At 68.5% G+C, this 23,723-nt stretch carries 19 protein-coding genes; 5 read left to right on the plus strand and 14 right to left on the minus strand.

Features of this window, described 5'->3' with window-relative positions; genetic code table 11:
- Positions 1–80 precede the first annotated feature (80 nt).
- From CFB81_RS24535 to CFB81_RS24560, 6 genes are all read right to left on the minus strand, one after another.
- On the minus strand, positions 81–293 hold the full coding sequence (locus CFB81_RS24535) for a hypothetical protein (RefSeq protein ID WP_006480857.1): 213 nt from the start codon (positions 291–293) through the stop codon (positions 81–83).
- 138 nt (positions 294–431) lie between these two features.
- Positions 432–1,790: a type III secretion system inner membrane ring subunit SctD gene (gene sctD / locus CFB81_RS24540; RefSeq protein WP_089436818.1), complete on the minus strand. Its 1,359-nt coding sequence runs from the start codon at positions 1,788–1,790 to the stop codon at positions 432–434.
- On the minus strand, positions 1,771–3,816 hold the full coding sequence (gene sctC / locus CFB81_RS24545) for a type III secretion system outer membrane ring subunit SctC (RefSeq protein WP_069617276.1): 2,046 nt from the start codon (positions 3,814–3,816) through the stop codon (positions 1,771–1,773). Before sctC ends, sctD begins: the two co-directional genes overlap by 20 nt.
- Positions 3,816–4,094, minus strand: coding sequence for a type III secretion system export apparatus subunit SctS (gene sctS, locus CFB81_RS24550; protein ID WP_006480854.1), 279 nt, complete (start codon positions 4,092–4,094; stop codon positions 3,816–3,818). The genes sctC and sctS overlap by 1 nt, the downstream gene beginning before the upstream one ends.
- Positions 4,091–6,298, minus strand: a complete 2,208-nt coding sequence (gene sctV / locus CFB81_RS24555) for a type III secretion system export apparatus subunit SctV (RefSeq protein ID WP_089436819.1) — start codon at positions 6,296–6,298, stop codon at positions 4,091–4,093. Before sctV ends, sctS begins: the two co-directional genes overlap by 4 nt.
- 249 nt (positions 6,299–6,547) lie before the next feature.
- Complete coding sequence (locus tag CFB81_RS24560) at positions 6,548–7,381, minus strand: autoinducer binding domain-containing protein (protein WP_069617278.1); 834 nt, start codon at positions 7,379–7,381, stop codon at positions 6,548–6,550.
- 282 nt (positions 7,382–7,663) lie between these two features.
- On the opposite strand from CFB81_RS24560, the gene CFB81_RS24565 reads away from it, so the two are divergent.
- Entirely contained in the window at positions 7,664–8,572 is a 909-nt protein-coding gene (locus CFB81_RS24565) for a LuxR family transcriptional regulator (RefSeq protein ID WP_069617480.1), read from the plus strand.
- A gap of 130 nt (positions 8,573–8,702) precedes the next feature.
- Here CFB81_RS24565 and CFB81_RS24570 read toward each other — a convergent pair whose 3' ends face one another.
- Both CFB81_RS24570 and CFB81_RS36250 read right to left on the minus strand, forming a co-directional pair.
- Positions 8,703–10,349: an NRAMP family divalent metal transporter gene (locus CFB81_RS24570; RefSeq protein ID WP_089436820.1), complete on the minus strand. Its 1,647-nt coding sequence runs from the start codon at positions 10,347–10,349 to the stop codon at positions 8,703–8,705.
- Between the two features lie 122 nt (positions 10,350–10,471).
- Complete coding sequence (locus CFB81_RS36250) at positions 10,472–10,609, minus strand: hypothetical protein (RefSeq protein WP_176730164.1); 138 nt, start codon at positions 10,607–10,609, stop codon at positions 10,472–10,474.
- A 1,081-nt stretch (positions 10,610–11,690) separates the two neighbouring features.
- Here CFB81_RS36250 and CFB81_RS24575 point away from each other — a divergent pair.
- Positions 11,691–11,957, plus strand: coding sequence for a hypothetical protein (locus CFB81_RS24575; protein WP_069617280.1), 267 nt, complete (start codon positions 11,691–11,693; stop codon positions 11,955–11,957).
- Between the two features lie 95 nt (positions 11,958–12,052).
- Positions 12,053–13,543 (plus strand): carbohydrate porin, encoded by a 1,491-nt coding sequence (locus CFB81_RS24580; RefSeq protein ID WP_089436821.1) that lies wholly within the window; start codon positions 12,053–12,055, stop codon positions 13,541–13,543.
- Between the two features lie 99 nt (positions 13,544–13,642).
- On the opposite strand, the gene treA is transcribed toward CFB81_RS24580, so the two are convergent.
- The gene (gene treA / locus CFB81_RS24585) at positions 13,643–15,355 is read right to left on the minus strand and encodes an alpha,alpha-trehalase TreA (protein ID WP_089436822.1); all 1,713 of its coding nucleotides are present in this window, start codon (positions 15,353–15,355) and stop codon (positions 13,643–13,645) included.
- A gap of 137 nt (positions 15,356–15,492) precedes the next feature.
- Entirely contained in the window at positions 15,493–16,122 is a 630-nt protein-coding gene (locus tag CFB81_RS24590) for a TetR/AcrR family transcriptional regulator (RefSeq protein ID WP_069617283.1), read from the minus strand.
- 389 nt (positions 16,123–16,511) lie between these two features.
- Here CFB81_RS24590 and CFB81_RS24600 point away from each other — a divergent pair, with 389 nt between their 5' ends.
- Positions 16,512–17,900: an MFS transporter gene (locus CFB81_RS24600; protein ID WP_069617284.1), complete on the plus strand. Its 1,389-nt coding sequence runs from the start codon at positions 16,512–16,514 to the stop codon at positions 17,898–17,900.
- Positions 17,901–18,257: 357 nt separating this feature from the next.
- The gene (locus CFB81_RS24605; protein ID WP_069617285.1) at positions 18,258–19,469 is read left to right on the plus strand and encodes a winged helix-turn-helix domain-containing protein; all 1,212 of its coding nucleotides are present in this window, start codon (positions 18,258–18,260) and stop codon (positions 19,467–19,469) included.
- A 21-nt stretch (positions 19,470–19,490) separates the two neighbouring features.
- On the opposite strand, the gene fabI is transcribed toward CFB81_RS24605, so the two are convergent.
- From fabI to CFB81_RS24625, 4 genes are read right to left on the minus strand one after another with little or no spacing between them, the layout of a single operon-like run.
- Positions 19,491–20,249, minus strand: coding sequence for an enoyl-ACP reductase FabI (fabI, locus tag CFB81_RS24610; protein WP_089436824.1), 759 nt, complete (start codon positions 20,247–20,249; stop codon positions 19,491–19,493).
- 17 nt (positions 20,250–20,266) lie between these two features.
- The gene (locus CFB81_RS24615) at positions 20,267–21,388 is read right to left on the minus strand and encodes an alpha/beta fold hydrolase (RefSeq protein ID WP_089436825.1); all 1,122 of its coding nucleotides are present in this window, start codon (positions 21,386–21,388) and stop codon (positions 20,267–20,269) included.
- Positions 21,389–21,396: 8 nt separating this feature from the next.
- A complete protein-coding gene (locus CFB81_RS24620; protein WP_089436826.1) occupies positions 21,397–22,605 on the minus strand; it encodes an acetate/propionate family kinase in 1,209 nt (402 codons plus the stop codon).
- A 10-nt stretch (positions 22,606–22,615) separates the two neighbouring features.
- Positions 22,616–23,698 carry a phosphate acetyltransferase gene (locus CFB81_RS24625; protein ID WP_256976313.1) on the minus strand — a complete coding sequence of 361 codons (1,083 nt, stop codon included), beginning with the start codon at positions 23,696–23,698 and terminating at the stop codon, positions 22,616–22,618.
- Positions 23,699–23,723 lie beyond the last annotated feature (25 nt).

The raw sequence follows: 23,723 nt of genomic DNA on the forward strand, positions 1-23,723 counted from the left end.
GCACGCATCGACGCCCCACCGGGCGCCCGTCACGGGCGGCCCCGGCATGCGACGTCGCGCGGCTCGGCCGGCGACCGGCGTCACGCGCGGCCGGCGGAACTCAGGTGTTGCGCAACCTGGGCGTTCGCCGTCCCTTCCTGCGCGGTCACTGCGTTGCTGGTTTCGAACGTCGCAGTCGATTGCTGAACCTGGAAATTGATCTTGGTCAGTTCGAGCTGCGTCTTGGTCAGGTCGTCGGCCTGCTTCTGCACGTCGCCCGTATTCGTCACACCACCTGCTGCCGAGGTACCCATGCTTCGCTCCTTTACGTGAACCACACTCCACCTTCCGGCGGCGGCCCCATGCCCCGCCGGCGACGTGACGCGCCGCATGCGCGGCGTGTCGCGTAATGCGCGCATCGCGCGACGCGATGCGCAAATCCTGTCGCGACGCTAGTGCGTCGCGCCCTTCGATGCGCCGGCCGCCGCGACGGCCGGCGTCGCCGGCGCATCGGGCAGCAGCGTCGGCCCCGGCACCGGCTGCGCGACGCCCGCCGCCGCCCCGCTCGCGAGCGGCGCCACGGGCGGCGCCGGCGCCTGCTCGGGCGCATGCGCGGACGGGCCGCCGAGCGGCATCGTGATGCGTTGGCCGTTGCGCTCGAACACCACTTCGTCCGGGCCGATCGACACGACGGTCGCGCCCTCCTTCAGCCGTGCGCCTTCGAAATAGCGGCTGCCGTCGATCGTTTCGATGTAGCGCTGGTCGCCGTCGCCGGCGAACACGGTCGTGATCTCCGGAATGCCTGCCGTGCCGCCGAGCGTCGTCGCCGTGCGCGGCGCGGCCGCATCGGCGTCGCGCACGTGATCGACCACCTCGAGCGCCGGCCGGGCATCCTTCATGTAGTTGCGGATGCGCGGCTCGATCTGCGCGCGCGCGGCCGTGCCCGTCAGCTCGATCCGGCCGCGCCCGAGATACGTGACCGTCAGTGCCGTATCGCTGAAATAGGTCTGCGCGGTCGCGACCAGATCGCTGACCACGTAGATGTTGCCGAGCGCCGCGTTGTCGACGCCCGCGACGATCTGCGCGACGCGTTCGCGCGCGGCCGGATCGCTCACGTAACCCGACACGATCACGCCGTCGTCGCGCGGCGCGACCGCCAGCTCCGGATACGCGTGCAGCAGCTGCTGCAGCCGGTGCGTGCGCGCGAGCACCGATTCGTGCTGCCACGGCAGGCGCCCCGACCATGCGACGAAGCCGTAGCCGAGCGCGCCGAGCAGCACGCCGACCCACAGCGCGACCAGCGCGATCACGAGCCGCCGGCTGCCCAGCCGCCGCAGCCCGCCCGTGAGCCAGCCGAGCCACGCGGCCTCGCGCGCGGTGTCCGGCGCATCGGTTTCGTCGGGCACCGCGACGCTCGCCTGCGCATGCCGCGCGATGCCGAGCCGGATCGAGCCGACCGTCACGACGTCGTTCGGCGTCAGCGAGCGGCGGCCGGCGCCGAGCGGCTCGTCGTTGAACAGCACCGGCGCGCCGGCGTCGCCGCCGTGGTTCTGCACGGTCACCGCGAGCGCGCCGACCTGCAGGCACACCTGTTTCGCGCCGATCTCGCGATCGGGCAGGATCACTTCGCAGTCGGCCGCCGTGCCGACCCAGTTCGCGCCGCGCGCGAGCGACATCGTGCGGCCGTACATCGGCCCGCTCAGGAAGCACAGATTCCACGGCGATGCGAGCGCGGCCGAGCCGGCCCCCGCGCTTCCCGCGCCGCCGGGCAATGCGCCGTCGCCGTGCGGATCAATGATGCTCGTCGACATGCGTGGCCACTCCTGCGGTCGTCGCCGCGGGCTGCGACGCCGCGCCCACGGGCGGCGGCGGCAACGCGGGCGGACCGAACTTCGTGCCGGGCAGCGGCTTCGGCGTCAGCGGCACCGCGACGTCGTTGTCCGGCGGACGATACATCGACAGCCCTTCGGGGTTCGCCGGACCGTCGACGCCCGGGTTCACGGGTGAGCCGTCCGGCGCATACATCGACGCGTTCGTCACGACGCGCGGCGTCAGCAGGTAGAACCGCTCCATGTGGTTGCCCGACTTGTCGGTGTACTTGAACAGGTTGCCGATCAGCGGAATGTCGGACAGCCAGGGCACGCCGCTCTTGTTCAGCCGCACCTCGTCGTCGTTGAAACCGGCGATCAGGAGGCTCTTGCCTTCGTCGATCATCGTCTTGGTGACGATGTTGCGCTGCTGGATCACCGGCACGTTCGACACGGCCTGCCCCGGCACGATGTTGCCGTCCTGGATGTCGATCGACATCATCACGCTCTGCGGGTTGCCGGACACGGCGGCCGCATTGCGGATCGCCTCGTCGACGATCATCGGCGTCACCTTGATGCTGGTGCCGGTCGTCACGCTGTACAGCGACGAATCCTGATAGCCCGGCACCTGCACGTAGAACTGCGTGAGGTTCTCGAGGATCGCCTCGGTGTTGTCGAGCGCGAGCACCTTCGGCTTCGATCGCAGTTGCGCCTGACCCTTTTGCGCGAGTGCGTTCACGCGCGTGAGCAGGTAGTTGCGCAGCGACCCGCCGATCGACGCGGTCAGCGCGATGCCGGTCGGCATGAACGCGCCCGTCTGCCCGGTTTCCGACGTGCCGATGCCGAACGTCAGCGGCGGATTGCCGGCGCCGTTGTACTGCGTGTTGCCGTTCAGCGCGTTCTGGCCGTTGCCGATCTGCACGTCGCCATGCGTCGTGTGCAGGCGCCAGTCGATCCCGAGGCTGTCGAGCGAATCCTCGTTGATGTCGATGATCGTCACGTTGATCTCGACGATGCGCGGCCGCTCGTCGAGCTGGCCGATCAGCGACTGGTAGCGATACATGTTCTCCGGCAGGTCCCGCACGATCACCGCGTTGATCGCCGGATCGGCGACGATTTGCGGCAGCGTGTCGCCGCCGCCGTTGTTCGAGAACGGCGAGAACCCGCCGCCCATGCTGCCGTCCGCACCGCCATAGCCGCCCTGCCGCGGGCCGCCGGAGATGTCGGGGAAGTCGAGGCGCGGCACCGCGATCGTCAGCCCCGAGCCGAGCTTCACCTGGCGCGCGGCCTGCCCGAGCGGCGTGCTCGACGGCGCCGCGACCGTGTCGCCGGTCTTGCCGAACAGCCGGCGCAGGATCGTCGCGACGCCCGGCACCGTCACTTCCTTGCCCGAGCGGTTGATCGTGAAATCCGACGCCCAGCCGTATTTCAGCCGGAACGCGCGGATGTCCGCATGCGCGCCGTTCGCCGACGGATCGCCGACCGAGCCGATCGCCTGCCGCACGAGTTCGACGTAGCGGCGCGGGCCGGCCACGTACACGCTGTTCGCGCGATCGTTGATCACCAGCGTGTAGCGCTTGTCCGGAATCTGCATCGCCTGCAGCGCGCGGCCGATTTCGCCGGACGCGTTCGGCGGGATCGGGATCATCTGCGTTTGCGACTGGTCGGCCGGATCGACGTACAGGAACGAGCCGTCGTAGTACCACGTGAGCCCGTAGGTCGAGCAGATCGTGTCGAGCGTCTGCTGCGGCGTGCCGGAGAAGCGGCCGCTGATCACGCCGTCGACCTTCGGATCGACCACCGCCGTCACGCCCTGCGACGACGCGAGCTCGCGGATGAAGTCGCCGATCTTCTTGCCGTTCGCGACGATCGTGAACGGCTTGTTGCGCCAGCGCAGGTCCGCGGCGCGCGCATGCTGCGCGGGCGCCATGCACAGCGACGCCGTGAGCAGCGCGGTCGCGCACACGGCAAGCGCGGCCCGTTGCAGGCTGCGCGGTTGAAACCGGATCGAGGCGACGCGTCGACGCATCAAAGGACTCCTGTGGAAGAAACGAACATGCGTTCCAGCGCCTGCTGCGCGAAGCGCAGCACTTCGCCGCCGAGCCAGCCCGACAGCAGCACGAGCGCGACCATCACGGCGATCAGCCGCACCGCGATGCCGATGTTGGCGTCCTGCACCTGCGTGACGGCCTGCAGGATCGCGACGACGAGGCCGGTGACGGTCGCGATCAGCACGATCGGCAGCGACAGCAGCAGCACGAGCATCAGCGCCTGGCGCGTCAGGTCGAGGATCGTCGAGCTCGTCATTGCACGGCTCCCGGCACGCGCACGTCGGCGCCCGCGCCGACCGTCCCGTCGTCCGGCGGGTTCTTCACCCAGCCGACCGTATGCAACTGCACGTCCTCCTCGACTTCCTGGTACGACAGCACCGCGAGTTCGGGCAGCACCGGCTGCAGGATCGTCTTCACGTAGCGGCGCGCGCCGAGCGCGACCATCACCGCGAGCCGCGCGGCGCCCGGCGCATTGCCGTGGCCGCCGGGGCCGGCCGCCTGCGCGGCCTGCACGATCGCGCGCACCTGTTCGCCGATGTCCTGCTTGACCGCGCTCGACAGCGCGAGGAAATTGCCCTGCTTCGTGCGCATCACCGCGCGCTCGATCCGCTCCTGCAGGTTCTGCTCGAACAGCACGACCCGCAGCTGGCGCGCCGTGCCCGCATGACGATCGGTGATCATCCGGCGCAGGTCGACGCGCACGAGTTCGACCAGCGCGATCACGTCGTCGGGCTCGTTCGGCGCCCACGTGATCAGGCTCTCGAAGATCACGCGCAAATTGCGGATCGGCACCTGTTCGGCGAGCAGCCGGCGCAGCACTTCGGTCACGCGCTGCAGCGGCACGAGCCGCGTCAGTTCGCCGACGAGCTCCGGGTGATCGCGGCGCACCAGATGCACGAGCGCCTGCGTCTCCTGGATGCCGAGCAATTCGTCGGCATGCTGGCGCACGATCTGCTCGACGTGCGCGGCCAGCGCGCTCTCGCTCGACAGCCACTTGCCGTCCGGCGCCGCGCCGTCCGGCTTGATCCACAGCGCGGTCGCGAACGGGCCGAACGCCTCGGCCGGCTGGCGCTCCGCGCGCTCGGGCAGCGGCGCGACGCCGTCCCACAGCAGCCAGCCCGGCTTCAGCGCACCGTGCGCGGCGAGCACGTCCTGCAGGTAGATCCGGTACGTGCCGGCCGGCGCGCCTTCGTCGTCGTTCAGCGTGATGCGCGGAAACACCGTGCCGATGTCCGCATCGACGCGCGCCTTCGCGCTCGACAGCGCCGCCTGCAGTTGCGCGAGGTTCAGGCCCGTGCGCAGGTCGTCGGACAGCGACACCGCGATCAGCGACGTGACGCCCGCCGCGTGCGACACCTTCGCGGGCTGGCCGTCGTCGGCCGCGCCGACGCGCCCCGCGACATGAATCAGGTTGAAGCTCGGCGCGGACGTCTTGCGCTTCAGTTGCGAGAACGCGAACGCGCCGAGGCCGAGCGCGATCAGCGCGAACGACCATTTCGGAAAACCGGGCACGACGAGAAAACCGGTCAGCACGAACGCCGCGATCAGCAGCGCGCGCGGATGCGCGCCCAGTTGCTCGCCGAGCTGTTCGCCGAGCTGGCGCTGCCGTGCATCGCGCGTCGCGACGCGCGTCGTCACGATGCCCGCCGCGATCGACACGAGCAGGGACGGAATCTGCGACGCCATCCCGTCGCCGACCGTCAGGATCGCGTAACGCTGCAGCGCCTCGCCGATGTCCATCCCGTGCATCAGTGTGCCGACCGCGATCCCCGCGACGATGTTGATGAACGCGATCACGAGGCCCGCGATCGCGTCGCCCTTCACGAACTTCATCGCGCCGTCCATCGCGCCGTGCATCTGCGATTCCTGCTCGAGCTTCTCGCGGCGCTCGCGCGCTTCGTCGGCGCTGATGATGCCCGCGCGCAGGTCGGCATCGATGCTCATCTGCTTGCCCGGCATCGCGTCGAGCGAGAAGCGCGCGCCGACTTCGGCCACCCGCTCCGACCCTTTCGCGATCACGATGAACTGCACGACCGCGATCACGAGGAACACCACGCCGCCCACCACCACGTTGTTGCCGACCACCAGCCGCCCGAACGCGTCGATCACGTGGCCGGCGTTCGCATGCAGCAGGATCAGCTTGCACGACGCGATGTTCAGCGCGAGCCGGAACAGCGTCGTAAACAGCAGCAACGCGGGGAACGACGAGAAGCTGACCGCCGACGGCACGTAGGTCGACACCGTCAGCAGCACGACGCTCGCCGCGAGATTCAGCGAGATCATCCCGTCGAGCGCGGTCTGCGGCAGCGGCAGGATGAACAGCGCGACGACCGCGACGATGAAGGTCGCGAGAAACAGGTCGGCGCGCGGCGACGCGCCCCCGAGGCGCCGTCCGGACACGCCGCGGCCGGCGGAAAACAACCGCTGCCAGTCGCGGGGGAGCGCCTTCGGTTCAGCCATCGTGCCGTTGTCCTGTCGTTATCGCCGGCTGGCACGGGCAACCCTTCCCCGTGCTGCGCGGACCGTTGAATGGGACGAGTGTAGCGACGGGAAACGGCGGAAAAAGAAGCGCGCCTCGTAGCGTGAAAGCGCGTTTTCGTCAGACGATCGAATCGGACTACGAAACCCGGCGGCAGGTTCGGGCACGCGCCGCCGGAACCGCTTCCATTGCGCGCAGGGGGCGCCGGCGCGTGTCCGGCACGCGTCAGGTCAGGACGGCAGCCGCCGCGCGGCGAGATACGCGAGCTGCGCGCGGTTCTGTACGTTGAACTGCTTTTCCAGCGAGCGGATATGGTGCCCGACCTTGTGCAGCGACGTGCGCAGCGCGCTCGCGATCTCCTGGTCGGACAGCCCGTGCACGAGCCGGTCGAGCACCTGCTGCTGCTCGTCGCCGAGCGCGAAGCCGCGCATGCGCGCGACACGCGCCTCGAGGAACGGCAGCGCGACGCGGTGCACGGCAAGACTGACCGACAGCGCGCCGCCGATCACGCGATCGTCGATCCATTCGGTCCCGTGCGTTTCCGACGTCAGGTTCACCGCGACGCGCAGGTCGAGGCGCGGCGCCGACAGGCTGAAGATCACGCCGCTGTTCATTGCGTGCGCACGCAAGTGGCCGGCGAGCGCGAGCACCTTGCGGTCGCCGCTGCCCTGCGCAACCGCCTCGATCTCGTCGAGCCGCCACGCGACCGGGAAGCCGCTCTGCCGCACCTGCGCGAAGCGCGGGTCGCTTTCGTACAGCATCCCTTCGATGAACGGCTGCATGAACGTCGCCGGCGCGAGATCGCGCAGCAGATGCGCGCGCAGAATGCGGCGCCCGATCATTTCGTACGCGCCGTAACCGAGCGTGCTGAAGCCGATTTGCCGCAATCGCGCATGGCATTGCGCGAAATCGAATGACGCAAGGTCGGTTTTACCTGGCGCTATTTGAATACCGGTAAAAACGTCACGCTCGATTGCGTGATATTCGTTCGAATAAGCGGCAGCGGCCGCTATATCGGCTTGTGAGAACCACTCGACGCGTGGTGCGCCGTCAGCATATGTCATGAGGAGCCCGCCCTTTCCCAATATGTGAAACTGCGCCCCGTCACGATCCGGTCTTTTCTTTATGATTTTCTGGTCGTCGTTATATGCGTTCGAAGATGAACCTTTCGCCGCCATTAGTATTACGGCATATTACCCACACACCGGCATTTTTGTACAATGCCCCCGCGTTTCGTCAGGGATGACGATCGGCGCAATCACAACGATGCTCGGTCGCACCGCCGCGAATGCCGTACACGATACGGCCGCCGCCAGGCGATGCGCGTCGATTCCGAGGGATGGCTCATGTCCGATATTGCATTGCATGAAGAAGCAGTCGCCCCAACCAGCTTGCCGCGCTCGTCGCGCGGATCGAACGCCGGCGCGGACGCGTTGCGCGAGCGCGCCGTGCAGGTCGTCTGGTGCGACGACGTGAAGCGCGGCGACGACGCGCAGCCGCACGCGCCGAAGCTCGGCGTCGCCGATACGCTCGCGCACGCGCAGAGCACGGCCGAGCGCAACCGGATCGTCACGAGCCTGCTGCATCTGACCGGGTTCTCGACGTTCGCGTATTTCGCACTCGAATTCGCGCGCGAGCGCGTCGAAAGTCTCTACCTGCACGAAGCGTTCACGCCGGCCACCTATCGCGGCGACTACGTGCGGCACAGCCACCACGACGTCGATCCGCGCACGCTGGGCGCACGCGTGTGCAACATGCCGATCGTGTGGGACCTGCAGCAGTTGCGCCGCGCGCACCGCGAGCGCGACGACGCGCCGTCGGTGAGCCCGGCCGCGCTCGACGGCTTCCTGCAGACGATGCAGGACGACGGGATGTGCAGCGGCATCATGTATTCGATGGCCGTGCCCGGCACGCGGCTCCACGCGTTCATGAGCTTCACCGCGCCGCGCCGCACGCGCGAATGGATCACGCCGGCGACGATCGAGCAGGCGCTGTCGATCGGGCTGTCGGTCCACAAGTTCGCGTCGCCGCAACTGATCTCGACGTCGCGCGAGCGTGCGGTCAACGGGCTCACGCCGTTCGAGCAGGAGTTGCTGCTCGGCATCGCCGAAGGCGCGTCCGACAAGGAGATCGGCCGGCGCCTCGACACCAGCGCGCACAACGTCGACTATCACCTGCGCAAGCTTCGCAAGCGCTTCGGCGTCGCGAACCGGATCCAGCTCACGTACCTGACGTCGAAGCTCGAGCTGATCTGACACGCGGCGGCGGCGCAACGCCGTTGCGCGTCATCGCCCGCGTAAACGCACATGCCGGCCTCGCGGGCCGGCATGGACGGGTTGCGGCGCGGTGCCGGGTCCGGCGCCGCTTCCTGGCAGACGATCGCTGTTACTTCAGCAGCGTCATCTGCACGACCTTCACGATCACGAGGCCGACCGCGATCACCAGATAGCCGCGCAGCACGGCCATCCAGATCCGCGTCGCGAGCGTCATGTTCTGCGGCTCGAGCGTGTCGAGCGGCGGCATGCGCCACGTGTCGCGCAGCGAGCGATCGACGGCCGGCTCGACGACGCGCTTGTTGCGGCGAATCAGCACCGTCGCGAGATAGCCGGCGATCGCGAGCACGGTGCCGCCCACCAGCACGTCGACGATCGCTTCGCCGCTGATGTCCGGATACATCACCGACGCGGTCAGGATGATCGACAGCAGCACCAGCACCCAGATCACCGCGCCCGTGAACACGTTGAGCTTCGTCGAGTTGACCCAGGGTCCAAGCACCTGGCGGTCGTTGCACAGCACGAGCAGGAACACCGTCGCGCTCGGCAGCAGCACGCCGGCCAGCGTCTGCACGGCCTCGGTCAGCAGCCCCAGCGGGCTGCCCGGGATCAGCACGAGCGTGGCCGCGGCCGCGACGATGCCGAAATACACGAGATAAAAGCCCTTCGCGTCGGTCACGCCACGGTGCAGCGAGTGGCGAATCTTGAACACGTCGCCGATCGCGTAGGCGGTCGACAGCGACACGGCCGCCGCGCCGATGATGCACGCGTCCAGCAGCGCGACCGCGAACAGCGTCGCGCTCGTGCGGCCCGCATACCGCTCCAGGCCGGCGATGACCCCGCCCGCGTCGGTGAAGTTGCCGGCTTCCGGATGGCCGCCGAACAACGCCGAGCTGAAGCCGATCATCGCGACCGCGCCAACCAGCACGAACGCGATGCCGATCCACAAGTCGGCCTTTTCATATTTCATGAAGCGCGGCGTGATGCGCTTGTCGATCACGTAGCTCTGCTGGAAAAACAATTGCCACGGCGCGACCGTCGTGCCGACGATACCGATCACGAGCAGCATCACGTCCGACAGCTTCGCGTGCGCGGGCCAGTTCGGCACGAAGAAATCGCGCGTCATCTGCGCGACCGGCGGGTGGATCGACACGAGCACCGGCACGAGCAGCAGGCTCAGCACGCACAGCCCGATCGCGAACCGCTCGAAGCGCCGGAAGTCGCCGGTACTGACGGCCGCCATCGTCAAGGCCGCGGCCACGCACACGCCGGCCACCTTCGGCAATCCGAAGAAATCCAGCACGAACGTGATGCCGATGAACTCGGTGACGATGGTCAGTGCGTTGAGCAGGAACAGGTCGATCACACTGAACGCGCCCCAGAACTTGCCGAAGCGTTCGAAGATCAGGCGCGCATGGCCGACGCCCGTGACCGCGCCGAGGCGCAGCACCATTTCCTGGTTCACGTACAGCACGGGCACGAGCAGCAGCAGCGTCCACAACAGCGTCGTGCCGTAGTTCTGGCCGGCCTGCGTATAGGTGCCGAACGCGCCGGCGTCGTTGTCGCCGACCATCACGATCAGGCCCGGGCCGATGATCGCGAGCAGCGTGCGCAGGCGCGCCCACCACGTGCCGCGCGCACCGGTGTCGTGGTGCGAGATCGTGCCGAGCGCACCGCGGATGTCGCCCAGATGGGCTTCGTCGAGTACGGCGTTGCGCTCGACCGCGATCGGTGGAGAGACGTTGGAGGGCGTGGACATGATGTATTCCGTACGACTAAGGGTTATGCGATTCGATGAGCGTGTGACCTTGGAATGCGCACGGGACGGCCGCTCGAAGGCGGGCGCGCGTGCGCATGCCGAGGCGCGCTCGGCGTTTCTGTTCAGTGGATCAATGCTTTCAGCTGGTTCAGCAGGCGGGAGAACACCCGCGGACGGGCGTCGAGCGTCAGCATCGCGTCGTAGTGGGGGCGCGATTCCGTGACGTGCGGAAGGTTCGACAGCAGAAGGCCGAAGTTCATGGTCTGGCTCCGTGCGGCGACGGCATCGTGCCGGCCGCGTCGTGGGCGCGGGGCCAGTCCGGCGCCTGAACGACGTGTCAGGCTAGGCGGCCGGATTGTCCCCGCGACCCGGGTTCAAAAGGGTCTGCGTATGCAACGGGCATAAGGGACAACTGTCACTGTCGTTCATGGCGGCTCCTGTGCGGTGTTCCGGGGAACACGGTTGACCGCCGTCCGGCGGGCGGGCCGGCATTCGCGCGCCCGGAGAACGGATGCGCGAACGCGGCCGCCTGCCTGGCGGCGGTGAAACCGGGCAGCGCATGCGGGAACGCATCACGCTAACCGGCGCGAATCAGGGTGCACGTAGGGAGTTGCTGCGGAATACTGCTGCGCGCACCGTTTGCCCGGGAGACAAACGGCGGCTTCGATGAGGCGCGGACGTCGGTCGCTCAGGCGGAAATTTCGTTCGAAGATCGACTACTGCAGGCGTCCAAGGCGGCGGCCCCAAGAGTGAAGATGGCGGATTCTATGGACCGCCCGAAAGTGAAGTCAACCCCTTGAAACCCCATTTTTCGAAATAAATTCCCCGCCTGACGCGACTGAAAGATTTGCCCTTGAAATAACGTTCCGAAACCTTTCAGCGCCGTCATCGCGCCACCGCGCGCCGATGCGTGCGAGCAACGGCACGGCACCCTGCCGCGCATCCTTTTCACGATCGCCGGGCGCGCGCGAGAGAGCCCCGCCACGCGGCGACGCGCACGCGACACAGCGCATCTTTCGTGCGTTTTTTGCTTGCGCCGCAGCAAAAGTCGCGACTACAATCCGCCCCAATTCATCAAGGGAGTCCCTCCGTGGACACATGCTCCAGTTGCAGTTCGATGCCGGTCCAGGCCGGCCAAGCCATCGCGAGATAGCAGCCAGACGCATGTCTTTCGCCGCTAGCTCGCATTCGTCGGGTTAGCGCGCGTCCTCCCGGGCCGGCCATCGCCGGTTCGTCAGTCGCACGCTCCGTTATGTTCCATCCTCCGATCGCAGGGTCGCGTCACGCACCCGCGCTCGATCACGTCCTCCGGCGTTCGCCGGGCGGAACGGAGGCAGCGTCATGTTCTTTCAATCGTTCGCGGTCAGACTCAAGCGCGTCGTGCACGTCGCGTGCGACCGCTCTTTTTTCGGCCGCTCGCCGTTCGCGCGGGCATTCGGCCACTGGCGCGGCTGCGCGCTCGCCCACGTGCCGGCGCCGCCCCGCCTGCTCGACTGCGTGCTGATCGCCGCGACGGCCGCCGCGCTCGCGCTCGCCGCGCTGCTGTGCTCGGTCGCGCCACGCGTCGGCTTCGCGCAGGTGTGGCGCGTCGGCGGCTGGCTGCCGTAACCCCCTCTCCGTCCGTGCGGGCCGTCTCGCCATACGCCCCCGCACCCCGTTCCCATTTCTTCAGCGCAACTAATCAAACTGCCAACGGAGCCCAAATGAAGCATCCTCTCGCACCCGTCCCGCGCAAGCGTCGCGTCGATGCGCTCGCCGCGCTGCTGCTGTCGTTCGCCGCCGCACCCGCATTCGCGCAAGCGACGTCTCCCGCCGCAACCGAACCGGCGGCCGGCGCGCGCGATGCGGCCGCCCCCGCGCAACAACAGGCCGCCGATGCTGCCGCGCCTGCTCCGACCGGCTTGTGGGAGCGATCGAACCTGCTCGGCAACATCGGCGGCCTGCGCGACGTGCTCGACGCGCACGGCGTCACGCTGAGCCTGCAGGAAACCAGCGAGTACCTGTACAACACGTCCGGCGGCACGGGGCGCGGCGGCGCATACCAGGGGCTCACGCAGTTCGGTTTCGACGTCGACACCGGCAAGGCGATCGGCCTGCCGGGCGGCACGTTCAACGTGTCGGGGCTGCAGATCCACGGCACCAACCTCACGCAGCGCTACCTGCAGACGTTGCAGACCGCGACCGGCATCGAAGCCAATTCGACCACGCGCCTGTGGGAGCTCTGGTATCAGCAATCGCTGCTCGACGGCAAGGTCGACGTGAAAGTCGGCCAGCAGAGCGTCGACCAGGAATTCATGGTGAGCCAGAACGCGGCGACGTTCATGAACGCGACGTTCGGCTGGCCCGTGCTGCCGTCCACCGACCTGCCGTCCGGCGGTCCCGCGTATCCGCTGTCGTCGCTCGGCGTGCGGCTGCGCGCGAAGCCGGCCGACGCGTGGACCGCAATGGTCGGCGTGTTCGACGGCAACCCGGCCGGCCGCAGCGACGGCGACGCGCAGGTGCTGAACGCGCACGGCACCAACTTCAACCTGCGCAGCGGCGCATTCGTGATCGGCGAAGTGCAGTACGCGCTGAACGCGCCGCCCGCCGATCCGAAGGCGCCGCAACCGGCCGGCCTGCCCGGCACGTACAAACTCGGCGTCTGGTATCAGTCGCAGCACGCGAACGATCCGCGCTACGGCGCCGACGGATTGTCGCTCGCCGATCCGGCGAGCAACGGCACGCCCGCCACGCATCGCGGCAACTACGGCTTCTATGCGGTCGCGGACCAGATGGTGTGGCGGCCGTCGGCCGGCAGCCCGCGCTCGGTCGGCGTGTTCGCGCGCGTGATGGGCTCGCCGGGCGACCGCAACATCGTCGATTTCGCGGCCAACGCCGGCGTGACGCTGAAGGCGCCGTTCGTCGGACGCGACAACGACGTCGCCGGCATCGCGATCGGCTACGCGAAGATCGGCTCGCATGCGCGCGGCCTCGACGGCGACACCGGCGCGTACACGACGCCCGGCTATCCGGTACGCCGCGCGGAGACGGTCATCGAGGCGACGTACCAGTATCAGGTCGCGCCGTGGTGGCAAGTGCAGGCCGACCTGCAGCACTTCTTCCGTCCGGGCGGCGGCATCCCGAACCCGAACGCGGCCGGCGCGCGCATCGGCGACGAAACGGTGGTCGGCGTGCGCACGACGATCACGTTCTGATACCCGCCGCATCAGGACACGGGCCGGACGGCCGCTTGCGCGACGGTCCGGCCCGTGTGGTTGCTTGCCGTGCGGGCATGCGGCCCGCGCCGCCGTGCGTTACTCGCCGTACAGCCCCAGCAGCTTCAGCGTGACGCCGTTGGTCCAGCCGAAGCCGTCCTGCAACGGATATTCGCCGCCCCCGCCGCCGCCCGTGCCGCTGCCCTCGACCACGTACTTCTCGACGAGCTTGCCTTCGGCCGCGTACACCTGCTTCACGTCGGACAGGAAACGCGTGCCGATGTCCTTCGCGAGCGCCGCTTCGCCGTAACGGCGCAGCCCGTCGATCGCAATCCACTGCAGCGGCGCCCAGCCGTTCGGCGCATCCCACTGCTGGCCCGTGTTCTCGGTCGTCGTCGCGAGGCCGCCCGGCTGCAGCAGCGTCTTGCGCACTTCGCGCGCGGTCGCCTTCGCGCGCTCCGGCCATGCGACACCCGCGAACAGCGGATACAGCGCGGCCGCCGTCACGCCGTCGCGCGGCTTGCGCAACTGCCAGTCATAGTCGCCGTAATAGCCGCGACGGTTCCACAGGTAGTGATTGATCGCGGCCGCACGCCGCCCCGCGCGCGCTGAAAAATCGGCCACGCAGGCGATGTCGCGCGTGACCGCGCAGCCCTTCACGATCGTCGTCTCGAGATGGAACATCAGGCTGTTCAGGTCGACCGGCACGATCGACGTCGTGCGGATCGTCGCGAGCGTCTTGCCGTCGCCGAACCAGCGCGAGCTGTAGTCCCAGCCGCTTTCGGCGCCCGCGCGCAGGTCGCGGTACACCTCGTTCGCCGGACGGGACGGCACCGATTTCGCGGTCGTCACGTCCTCGAGATACGACTCGTCGCGCGGCGTGTCGCGCGCATCCCAGTAGCGGTTCAGCACGGCGCCGTCGGGCATCGCGACCACGTTGCGCGTCGCCTGCCCGCGCGGCGTCGTGGTTTCGCCCTGCATCCAGTACGCGTGCTCCTTGCGGAGCGCCGGCAGGTATTTCTGGTAGACCTTGTCGCCTTCGACCCGCGCGGCGAGCGTGACCATGTACGCGAAGAACGGCGGCTGCGAGCGGCTCGCGTAGTACGTGCGATTGCCGTTCGGGACGTGGCCGATCGTATCGATCAGGTATGCGAAGTTGTCGAGCATGTCGTCGACGAGATCCTCGCGCCCCGACACCTGCAGCCCGAGCATCGTGAAATAGGTGTCCCAGTAGTAGCCCTCGCGGAAGCGGCCGCCCGGCACGACGTACGGCTTCGGCAGCGGAATCAGCGAACTGTTCGGGGGCGCCGTGGTGCTCGTGCGCGTGAGCTGCGGCCACAGCCAGTCGATATGCTGGCGCAGCGTCTGGTTGGGCGGCGGCGTCACGCCGCCTTCCGGGGGCGGCGTGAAGTGCTGGTCGACGAACGCCTTCAACGAGAAGCCCGGCTGCGATTTCTGTTGCTGATACAACTGCACGATCGTCGCGGGATCGGTATCGGGCGTGGCGTCGACGAAGGTCTTCTGGTCGGGATAGAGCTGCGCGGTTTGCACCGCGACGAACAGGTCGCCGTAGAGCTGGCTCGGCGGCGGCAGCAGCGTGCCGGATGCGGGCGCGGCGGCGGAGGTGGCCGGCAACGCGGCCTGGCTGGCCGTTTGCGCGGCGGCCTGGTGCGCATTGTCGGCCTGCGCGGCGCAGCCGGCGACGGCGAGATAGGCGATGGCCAGTGCGGCCGCCCAGCGCGGACGCGGCGCGGGCGGCGACTGACGCGACGGAAAGCGAGATGCAAGCGGTGCGGCACGACGTGACGTCATGGCGTGTCCCCTCCTTTCGAATGGTGAGTGGATCGGCACGAGGTCTCGTTCGCGCGCGCGTTCGTCTCGATGGCCTTCGATCGATACGCGTCATGTTGTGGTGCGAATGGGCCTGACTGTCGCACGAAACATGCGTGTCAAGCAAGTTTCGATTCGCGCGACTCGCGGAGATAGCCGCGTACCGCTCGCCACGCACGCGCTTCGAGCGCCTCCGCATCGGTCTCGCCGCGCGCACCCGCCGCATCGACGATGCCCTTCACGATCGCGAGCAGATCGTGCGCGACGACGTCGGGTGCAGCGACGCGTGGCGCATCGCGCAGCCCGAGCGCATGCAGCAAGGTCGCGTGGATGCGGTCCGCGACGCGCGCGGTGCGCGCGCCGAGCGGCAAGCGCGCCTCCTCGAAATCGATCAGCCGCGCGAGCACCGGCCGGCGCATCTGGTGCGCGACGGCCCCGCGCACCAGCGTGCGCAGCACGTCGTCGCAGGACGACAGCGCGGCGGCCCGGTCGACGTCGTCGAGCAGATGCGCGCTCTCGCGCTCGACGAGCGCGGCCGTCAGCGCATCGCGGTTCGGAAAATATTGATAGAGCGAGCCGATGCTCACGCCGGCCAGCGCGGCCACCGCGTTCGTCGTGTAACCGTCGAAGCCGTCGCGCTCCAGGATGCGGGCGGCAGCCTCGACGATCGCGTCGACGGTGGCCACCGAGCGGCGTTGGCGCGGCGCCTTGCGCGGCGACAGCGGAATGCGCGACGACGATTCGGACATGACGATAAGGCGGCTTTAGAATGTGAGCAAGTGCTCATATTCTAGAAACGCACGGCCACGCCGTCAAAAGGAATCGACGTGACCGGGCCGGCGTCGATCCCTCGTCGCGAATTCCGACTCGAACGCGCGCTCGACGTACCGTACGACACGCGGTTCGGCGATCACCGTGTCGGCCTCCTGCCTCGCATCGAAGACGCGTGCGCATCGCTACGACGATGCTGCGTTGTTCATCGCCCAGGAGAGGAGCGCACGCTCGCACGTGCGCGGTCGTCCTTTCCGCGCCACCCGCCGGAAAAGACGACTGTTGCAACATGCGGAACAACTGTTGTCGTACGTGACGCAACGGTCACATTGTGGGCATAATGGCGTCTTTACCGCGCGCCCTGCCCATGTCGCCCGTCTTTCTAGCACCGCTCATCGTTGCCTGTGCGTTGTTCATGGAAAGCGTCGACGCGAACATCATCGTCACCGCCCTGCCTGCGATGGCGAGGGACTTCGGGCACAACCCCGTCACACTGAACATCGCGATCACGGCCTACGTGGTCGGTCTCGGCGTGTTCATCCCGATCTGCGGCTGGCTCGCCGACCGCTTCAGCGCGCGCGCCGTGTTCCGCACCGCGATCGGCATCTTCGTCGTCGGCTCGCTGATGTGCGCGGCGTCCAACTCTCTGGGCGTGCTCACGTTCGCGCGCTTCATCCAGGGCGTCGGCGGCGCGATGATGGTCCCGGTCGGCCGCATCATCATCTTCCGCGCGGTGCCGCGCGCCGATCTCGTGCGCGCGATGAACTACCTCGCGATTCCCGCGCTGTTCGGGCCCACGGTCGGGCCGCTCGTCGGCGGCTTCATCACGACCTACCTGCACTGGCGGATGATCTTCTTCATCAACGTGCCGATCGGCATCTACGGGATCTACCTCGCCAGCAAGCACATCGCGAACACGCACGAGCCCGACCCGGGCCCGCTCGACTGGTTCGGCTTCCTGCTGTCGGCCAGCGGCGCCGCGATGCTGCTGATGGGTCTCACGCTGATCGACGGTGCGCTCACGTCGCGCTCGAACGCCATCATCATGTGCGCGGCCGGCGCCGCGATGCTCGCGCTGTACGTGCCATACGCGCGCCGCAAGGCGCGCCCGGTGCTCGACCTCAGTTTCCTGAAGATCCCGACGTACCACGCGAGCGTCGTCGGCGGCTCGCTGTTCCGCATCGGGCTTGGTGCGGTGCCGTTCCTGCTGCCGCTCGCGCTGCAGGAAGGGCTCGGCATGAGCGCGTTCCACTCGGGGCTCATCACGTGCGCGTCCGCGCTCGGCGGCGCGGTCAGCCGCTCGACCGCCACGCATACGCTGCGCCGCTTCGGTTTTCGCACGGTGCTGATCTACAACGCGGCATTCGCGGGCCTCGCGATCGCCGCGTACGGCGTGTTCCATCCCGGCATGGCGACCTGGGCGATCTGGCTGATCGTGCTCGTCGGCGGCATCTTCCCCGCGCTGCAGTTCACGAGCCTGAATTCGATGATTTACGCGGACATCTCGCCGCGCGACGCAGGCCGCGCGACGAGCCTCGGCAGCGTCGTGCAGCAGATGTCGCTCGGCCTCGGCGTGACGGTGGCCGGCCTCGTGCTGCACGTGTCGCACTGGCTCCAGGGTCACCAGACGATGATGTGGTCGGATTTCTGGCCCGCGTTCCTGGTGGTCGGGCTGTGCTCGTTCGCGTCGATTCCGATCACGCGGCGGCTGCCGCCCGGCGCCGGCGACGAAGTCGCGCGCGGCAAGCGGGCATAAGCGGCCGGCGCCGCGGCATGACCCGTCGCGCGGCGACGGATGAAAAACCGGAAAAGCAAAAAAATCAGCGGACATCCACACGGGGCCGGTGCACAGCCGCATGGATGTCCGCTCAGGGCTCCGGGTCTCCCGATGGGGGTCGGGAATCCCGGATTCGCTTCCTGCGTGCCATGGACATATGTGCGTCGGAAGCGGAATCATTGCGCGCATTGATCGTCGCGCCATGAACTGCACTATAGGGAAACTTGCAAAACGCATCTGTCAACCATTGTCAGACGCGTTGCAGCCGCACGTCGCACGCGCGCGCCGCTTTCGCGCTAAAGTGGCTCCCGATCGCCACCCTCGACCGTCCCGCCGATGCTCACGCTCTCGCCCGCCGCCGCCCGCGCCCTCCATCTCGCCGCACAGGGCCTGCTCACCCCGCCGCGCCGCAAGGCGACCAAGTCCGACGTGCTCGACACGATCCGCCGGATGGCGCAGTTGCAGATCGACACCATCCACGTCGTCGCACGCAGCCCGTATCTCGTGCTGTTCAGCCGCCTCGGCGATTTCCCGCCGCACTGGCTCGACGAACATCTCGCCGAGGCGCGCCTGTTCGAATACTGGTCGCACGAAGCGTGTTTCCTGCCGATCGAGCAGTTCGGGCTGATGCGCTACAAGATGCTCGATCCGTCGGGGATGGGCTGGAAATATGCGGCCGAATGGCACGAGCAGAATCGTCCGGAGATCGAACGGCTGCTTGCGCGGATTCGCGAGCAAGGCCCGGTGCGGTCGGCCGATTTCGCGCGCGAGGATGGTGTGAAGGGCAACGGCTGGTGGGATCGCAAGCCCGAGAAACGTCACCTGGAAGTGCTGTTCACGACGGGTGACCTGATGGTGTCGGAGCGCCGCAATTTCCAGCGCGTGTACGACGTGCGCGAACGCGTGCTGCCCGACTGGGACGATACGCGCGACCTGCCGCCGCGCGATGCGGTGCTGCCTGCGCTGCTCGACTACACGTGCCGCGCGCTCGGCGTCGTGCGCGCGGACTGGGTGGCCGACTACTATCGGCTGCCGCGCCGTTCGTACCGCGCGGAACTGGAGCAGCTCGCCGAGGCCGGCGACCTGATTCCGGTGCGGATCGACGACTGGAAGGAACCGGCCTACGTGCATCGCTCGCTCGACGCGCTGCTGCCGGCGGCTGCTGCCGACACGCTGCGCTCGACGGTCACGACGCTGCTGTCGCCGTTCGACCCGGTCGTGTGGGACCGGCGGCGCGCGTCGACGCTGTTCGGTTTCGACTACACGATCGAGTGCTATACGCCCGAGCACAAGCGGCGCTACGGCTATTTCTGCCTGCCCGTGCTGCATCGCGGCCGGCTGGTGGGCCGCGTCGATGCGAAAGCGCATCGCACGCTCGGCACGTTCGAGCTGAAGGCCGTGCATGTCGAGCCGGGCGTGCGGTTCGGCACCGGGCTCGCGGCCGACGTCGCGAAAGCCGTGAAGAAACTCGCGGCGTGGCACGGCACGCCGGAGGTCACGGTCGCCCACGCGCCGCCGGCCCTCGTGCAGGCATTCGCGCGAGCCTGAACACCGCGTGCCGCCGGCGCGCTAGAGCATGTGCATGCCGGCGTCGATATAGTGCGTGCCGCCCGTGATCGCCCGTGCGCCGTCGCTGGCGAGAAACGCGCAGAACGCGCCGACGTCGTCGATATCCAGCGTGTGATGCAGCGGGGCCCGGCGCGCGGTGTCGTCGAGCAGCCGGCCGAAGTCCGGCAGGCCCGACGCCGCGCGCGTCGGCAGCACGCCCGGAGAAATCGCGTTGACGCGAATGCCCGCGCCGCCGAGTTCGGCCGCCAGGTACCGCACGCTCGCTTCGAGCGCCGCCTTGACCGGCCCCATCACCCCGTAGTTCGCGACGACCTGCTCCGCGCCGAGATAGCTCATCGCCATCAGGCTCCCGCCGCGCGTCATCAGCGGCTCGGCGAGCCTCGCCATCCGGATGAACGAATGGCAAGAGGTGTCCATCGCCAACGAGAAGCCTGCCGGCGAACTGTCGACCACGCGGCCCTGCAGATCGGCCTTCGGTGCATACGCGATCGAATGCAGCACGAAGTCGATCTCGCCCCATTGCGCCGCGATCGCATCGAACACCGCCGCCATCTGGTCGGGCTGCCCGACGTCGAGCGGCATCCGGATCGGCGCGTCGAGTTGCGCGAACAGCGGCTCGACGTGCGGCAAGGTCTTGTCCGACTGCCAGGTCACCGCGAGCGTGGCGCCGGCCCGGCAAAACGCGCGCGCGCATCCCCACGCGATGCTCTGTTCGTTCGCGATGCCGACGACGAGCCCCCGCTTGTGTCGCAACGTCATGTCGCCCCCGTGTCGATCTAGCGCTGCGCCGCGATCCATCGCGCGATGTCGGGCCACACCGTCGTCAGCGTGCGCGTCCCCATGAACAGGCCGATATGGCCGCCCGGCACGAGCCGGCTCTCGATCCGCGACGCGGGCGTCCCGAGAAGATCGCGCGCCCCGAACACCTGCTCCGGCGTCGTGATGTCGTCGGCCTCGCCGGCGAGCAGATAGGTCGGGCACGCGACGTCCTTCAGGTCGAGCGTGCGCCCGAGCGCGACGAACGTGCCCTTCGCGAGCCGGTTCTCCTTGAAGATCTGCACGATCGCCTGCAGGTACCAGCGCCCCGGCAGGTCGATCGGGCTTTCGTACCAGTTCGCGAACACCTCGCGCTTGCGCAGGTATTCGGGATCGTCGAGATGCTCGTACAGGTCGACGTGCTCGGCGAGATAGTGCTGGTCGGGATGCATGTTCTTCCAGCCGCGCAACATGAAGCGCCCGCGCATCAGCCCGCCGCCCATCGTGACGAGTTCCTCGTAGAACGACGTCGGATACGTGTGCACCATCCGCTTGATCGGGCCGTCGCCCGCGTCGGTGTCGATCGGCGAGCCGGCCAGCACGAGGCTCGCGACCTTGTGCGGGAAACGCGCCGCATACATCGCGGACATCCAGCCGCCCTGACACAGCCCGACGAGATTCACGCGGCCGCCCAGTTCGTCGACGCACACGTTCAGCTCGGCCAGATACTGGTCGATCTCGAGGTCCTTCATGTCCTCGGTGGCCGAGCGCCAGTCGGTCAGGTACAGACGTGTCACGCCGTGCTCGCGCAGCGTCTGCATCAGGCTCTGCCCCGGCTGGTAGTCGGCGATCATCGCGCTGTGCCCCGCGTACGGCGCATCGACGACCGTCGGCAACCCGTGCGCCGGCGCGGCCGAATAATCGCGAAACGTCATCGTCCGCAGCTCCAGCAACGGCCGGTTCGCCGATGCCAGCGCCGGATGCGCTTCGAAATGGAGCTTCTCCTCTTCCGCGAGGAAGCGGAGATTGCGCGCCGCGATCTCGGAGCCGGCCGCAAACATCGCCGTGGCGGCGGCCATCGGCCAGAAAATCGGCAGCGCGGGGGCGCTGACGGCAGGGGAAGGCGTGTCGCGTGCTGTCATCGGAAGTCTCACCGGGTCGGATACGGCGTGGAAGGAGTCGCGTCGTCCAGCACGCGGCGCGTGTGCCGCGCGATCATCAGGTTCTCGTCGGTCGGGATCACGCGCACCGTCACGCGCGACGCGTCGCTCGAAATCACCGGCAGGCCGGCGGCGTTCGCCGCGTCGTCGAGCACGATGCCGAGCCACGCCGCGCGACTGCAGATCCGTTCACGCACGGGCGGCGCGTGCTCGCCGATGCCCGCCGTGAACACGAGCGTGTCGAGACCGCCGAGCACGCCGGCCAGCGCGGCGAGTTCGCGGGCCGCGCGATAGGCGAACAGCTCGACCGCATGCGCGGCCGACGGTGCGTCGCTCGCGAGCAGCGTGCGCATGTCGCTCGACACGCCGGACACGCCGAGCAAGCCCGATTCGGCATAGATCAGATGCTCGACCTCGTCGAGCGACCGGCCTGCGTGACGCTGCAGGTACAGGATCACGCCCGGGTCCAGCGCGCCCGTACGCGTGCCCATCGGCAGCCCGTCGACGGCGGTGAACCCCATCGTCGTCGCGACGCTGCGGCCGTTCGCGAGCGCACACAGGCTCGCGCCGTTGCCGAGGTGCGCGACGACCGTCCGTTGCTGCACCCACGACGGATCGAGGGCCGCGAGCGCGGTCGCGATGTACTCGTACGACAGCCCGTGAAACCCGTAGCGCACGATGCCCTGCCCGGTCAGCGCGCGCGGCAATGCGAACTCCCGTTCGAGCGCCGGCACCGTCGAATGAAACGCGGTGTCGAAACACGCGACCTGCGGCAGGTTCGGCGCAACCGCGGCAACCGCGCGAATCGCGTCGACGTGATGCGGCTGGTGCAGCGGCGCGAGCGGCGAAAGCGACGCGATTGCATCGAGCACGCGCGCGTCGATCCGCACCGGCGCGGTGAAATACGGGCCGCCATGCACGACCCGGTGCCCGACGCCGTCGAACGCGGCCTCCCGCCCGACGTGAGCCGCGAACCACGCGTGCAGCGCCTCGATCGCGCCTTGATGCCCTGGTCGCGCGACGGGGCCATCGGCGAGCGTCGCACCGTGCGCATCGGCCACGAACAGATGCGGTGCGCCATGCAGATTCTCGACCTGTCCGTGCAGGCCCGCATCGAGCGAACGATCGTCGCGCGTGTCGTAGACCGAGAACTTGAGGCTCGACGAGCCGGCGTTGAGCACCAGGACGGGATGTCGCATCGCGGCCTCGTCAGTGTGCGTCGGCCGCAACCGCCGGCGCGTCCACGGGCGCCGCCGTGGCGCGCGCCGCCGCCGCGACGAGCGCCGCGACCGCGCAACTCGCCAGGCGCGTGCGTTCGCTGTCGGCGCGACTCGTCAGGATCACCGGCACGCGCGCGCCGAGCACGATGCCGGCCGCATCGGCATTCGCGAGGAACGTCAACTCCTTCGCGAGCATGTTGCCGGACTCGAGGTCGGGCACGAGCAGGATGTCCGCATCGCCCGCGACCGCGGAACCGAGATGCTTGAGCCGCGCGGCCTCCGGGCTGATCGCATTGTCGAACGCGAGCGGCCCGTCGAGCAGCGCGCCGGTGATCTGGCCGCGCTCGGCCATCTTGCACAGCGCGGCCGCGTCGAGCGTCGACGGCAGCTTCGAGCTGACCGTCTCGACCGCCGACAGGATCGCCACCTTCGGCCGGGCGATGCCGAGCGCATGCGCGAGATCGATCGCGTTCTGCGCGATGTCGACCTTCTGTTCGAGCGTCGGACGGATATTGACGGCCGCGTCGGTGATGAACAGCGGCTTGGGGTAAGTCGGCACGTCCATGATGAACACGTGGCTCAGGCGCCGCCCGGTGCGCAGCCCCGTGTCGGCGCGCACCACCTCCGCCAGCAACTCGTCGGTGTGCAGGCTGCCCTTCATCAGCGCCTGCGCGTCGCCCGCGCGCACCAGCTCGACGGCGCGCGCCGCCGACGCATGACTGTGCGGCGCGTCCACGAGCCGATAGCCGGACAGGTCGACACCGAGCGTCGCGGCGAGCATCGTGATCCGCGCCACCGGGCCGACCAGCACGGGCACGATGATGCCGGCCCGCGCGGCGGCGGCCGCCGCGTGCAGCGATACCTCGTCGCAGGGATGCGCGACCGCGACCGTCACCGGGCGCAATGCGCGACAACGCGCAATCAGCGCTTCGTATTTCTGATGCGTGCGCAACTCGGTCATCGGCTGCCCCTTCGCAAGGATCATGTGAACGGATTCTGGTGCGGGACCGGGTGAAGTCGTTTGATTTCCGTCAATTGTTTCAGGTGAAGTCCCGATAGCATGAATCCGCACGATGACATCCGGATGGCCGCGACGC

It is taken from the genome of Burkholderia sp. AU28863 (assembly GCF_002223195.1).
Lineage (GTDB): Bacteria > Pseudomonadota > Gammaproteobacteria > Burkholderiales > Burkholderiaceae > Burkholderia > Burkholderia sola.

Excerpts from the sequence above, each read along its gene's own strand:
- CFB81_RS24535 (WP_006480857.1), bottom strand. The coding sequence starts at position 293 with ATGGGTACCTCGGCAGCAGGTGGTGTGACGAATACGGGCGACGTGCAG.
- sctD (WP_089436818.1), bottom strand. The coding sequence starts at position 1,790 with ATGTCGACGAGCATCATTGATCCGCACGGCGACGGCGCATTGCCCGGC.
- sctC (WP_069617276.1), bottom strand. The coding sequence starts at position 3,816 with ATGCGTCGACGCGTCGCCTCGATCCGGTTTCAACCGCGCAGCCTGCAA.
- sctS (WP_006480854.1), bottom strand. The coding sequence starts at position 4,094 with ATGACGAGCTCGACGATCCTCGACCTGACGCGCCAGGCGCTGATGCTC.
- sctV (WP_089436819.1), bottom strand. The coding sequence starts at position 6,298 with ATGGCTGAACCGAAGGCGCTCCCCCGCGACTGGCAGCGGTTGTTTTCC.
- CFB81_RS24560 (WP_069617278.1), bottom strand. The coding sequence starts at position 7,381 with ATGACATATGCTGACGGCGCACCACGCGTCGAGTGGTTCTCACAAGCC.
- CFB81_RS24565 (WP_069617480.1), top strand. The coding sequence starts at position 7,664 with ATGTCCGATATTGCATTGCATGAAGAAGCAGTCGCCCCAACCAGCTTG.
- CFB81_RS24570 (WP_089436820.1), bottom strand. The coding sequence starts at position 10,349 with ATGTCCACGCCCTCCAACGTCTCTCCACCGATCGCGGTCGAGCGCAAC.
- CFB81_RS36250 (WP_176730164.1), bottom strand. The coding sequence starts at position 10,609 with ATGAACTTCGGCCTTCTGCTGTCGAACCTTCCGCACGTCACGGAATCG.
- CFB81_RS24575 (WP_069617280.1), top strand. The coding sequence starts at position 11,691 with ATGTTCTTTCAATCGTTCGCGGTCAGACTCAAGCGCGTCGTGCACGTC.
- CFB81_RS24580 (WP_089436821.1), top strand. The coding sequence starts at position 12,053 with ATGAAGCATCCTCTCGCACCCGTCCCGCGCAAGCGTCGCGTCGATGCG.
- treA (WP_089436822.1), bottom strand. The coding sequence starts at position 15,355 with ATGACGTCACGTCGTGCCGCACCGCTTGCATCTCGCTTTCCGTCGCGT.
- CFB81_RS24590 (WP_069617283.1), bottom strand. The coding sequence starts at position 16,122 with ATGTCCGAATCGTCGTCGCGCATTCCGCTGTCGCCGCGCAAGGCGCCG.
- CFB81_RS24600 (WP_069617284.1), top strand. The coding sequence starts at position 16,512 with ATGTCGCCCGTCTTTCTAGCACCGCTCATCGTTGCCTGTGCGTTGTTC.
- CFB81_RS24605 (WP_069617285.1), top strand. The coding sequence starts at position 18,258 with ATGCTCACGCTCTCGCCCGCCGCCGCCCGCGCCCTCCATCTCGCCGCA.
- fabI (WP_089436824.1), bottom strand. The coding sequence starts at position 20,249 with ATGACGTTGCGACACAAGCGGGGGCTCGTCGTCGGCATCGCGAACGAA.
- CFB81_RS24615 (WP_089436825.1), bottom strand. The coding sequence starts at position 21,388 with ATGACAGCACGCGACACGCCTTCCCCTGCCGTCAGCGCCCCCGCGCTG.
- CFB81_RS24620 (WP_089436826.1), bottom strand. The coding sequence starts at position 22,605 with ATGCGACATCCCGTCCTGGTGCTCAACGCCGGCTCGTCGAGCCTCAAG.